Raw genomic sequence first — 1,771 nt, forward strand, 5'->3', positions numbered from 1 at the left:
CCTGCCTTATTCATCCCAAATTGAATTCATGCGTCATAGATAGAAAAAACCCATGTCGCATCTTCTTGGGTTGCAGTAAGATGGGTGGTGTCGAAGCAACCATCCGTCCACAAGCCCGCGAAACTACGACATGGGTGACTCACAAGGTAACCTCTTTTCGCTGGAATTCAACCGCTCCATTCACCTGGAGGCACGGCCGGAGTGCGTGAGCGGCGAATCAGGGTCGCTGCTGATGCGCGAACTGATGGACCGGCTTGGCTACCCGGAACTCTTGGCGCGGCATCTGTGCGACGCGCGCGATGCCGCGCGCGTGAAGCACCCGTTCCAGGAACTGCTTCGCACCGCGCTCCTGATGCTCGTCCAGGGGTGGGGCGACCAGTCGGACGTGCAGCTGCTGCGCGACGATCCGGCACTGCGCCTGGCGGTTTCCGGCCGCCGGGGGCAGCGGCCGTTGCGCGAGGCGGACGGCCGCGAGCCGGACGGGCTGTGCTCGCAGCCAACGCTCAGCCGTCTGGTGCAGGACCTCGGGCTCCCGGAGAACGTGAACGGTCTGCTCGCGTTTCTGCTGGACGCGGCCGAGCGGCGGATGGGGGTGGGGCGGGGTGTGTGGTTCCGGGAGACCATGGTGGACCTGGACTCGCTGCCGCGCGAGGTCTTCGGACACCAGCCGGGGAGCGCCTGGAACCGCCACTACGGGATGCGGTGCTACCACCCGGTGGTGGCGCGCTCGGAGTGGGGCGACTACCTGGGCGCGAAGCTGCGGCCGGGCAACGTGCACACGGCCGACGGCGGGCTGGCCTTCGTGCTTCCCATCCTGCGCCGGGCCCGCGCGTGGGCGGAGCAGGTGTGGCTGCGGATCGACGCGGGCTATCCCGAGCCGAAGCTGCTGGAGGCGCTGGACGAGGAAGGCTTCCTCTACGTGGCGCGGGTGAAGACGAATGCCGTGCTGGAGCGCCTGGCGGCACCGTATCTGGCCCTGCCTCGCGACTCTGCGTCCGGCAAGGAGCGGGTGTGGACGCACGAGCTCCGGTACCAGGCCGGGAGCTGGACGCACCCGCGGCGCGTGGTGCTGGTGATTGTCGAGCGTGTATGCGAGCAGGGGGAACTCTTCGTCGACCACTTCTTCCTGCTGAGCAACGCGTCCGTCGCGATCACCGGCAAGGCCTTGCTGGAGCGGTACCGCAAGCGCGGCGCGGCGGAGAAGGACTTCGGCGACTGGAACCAGGCGGTGGGCGGCTCGCTCTCGTCGGCGCCGCGGCCCAAGACGCATTACCGGGGACGCGAGGTCGAGGCGCCGTACGAGGAGCCGGACAGCTTCGCCGCCAACGAGGCGCGGCTGCTGCTGGAACTGATCGCGGCCAACCTGCTGCACGCCGGGGCCGAACTGCTGGAGCGGGATGAAGCCCGTGAAGCGGGCCGCATGAGCCGCGAGCGCTTCCGCCATCTGGTGCTGAAGGTCAGCGGGCGTGCTCTACTGGGCGGCGGGACGATCCGCTTCGTGATCGATGCGGCGCGGGCTGAGCTGTGGCGCCGCTTCATGCGGATGCTGAACCAGCGCTACCCGGCCCGCGGCTCGCCGGCAGCCCGGGCCCTGCCCGTGCCAGCGTAGGTCGATTCCTCGGGCGGGGAACGCGGAAAGGGACAGCGCCGCAGCGTCAAGCTGGGGGTAGGGGGCTCGTGCGCGAAATCATCCGGAAAGCCAGCGCATCCCCCTGCGCCGCCTGAAATTGTGCTGAAAGAGCAATGCTCCCGCCGTGGTGAATAAGCGAGG

The 1,771-nt window shown here is 68.2% G+C and carries 1 protein-coding gene; it reads left to right on the forward strand.

The window, feature by feature from the left end:
• Nucleotides 1-130 precede the first annotated feature (130 nt).
• On the forward strand, nt 131-1,609 hold the full coding sequence (locus VE944_RS31105) for an IS1380 family transposase (protein WP_324986736.1): 1,479 nt from the start codon (nt 131-133) through the stop codon (nt 1,607-1,609).
• Nucleotides 1,610-1,771 lie beyond the last annotated feature (162 nt).

Origin of the sequence: Nostoc sp. (assembly GCF_035638895.1) — a bacterium.
Classification (GTDB): domain Bacteria; phylum Cyanobacteriota; class Cyanobacteriia; order Cyanobacteriales; family Nostocaceae; genus Nostoc.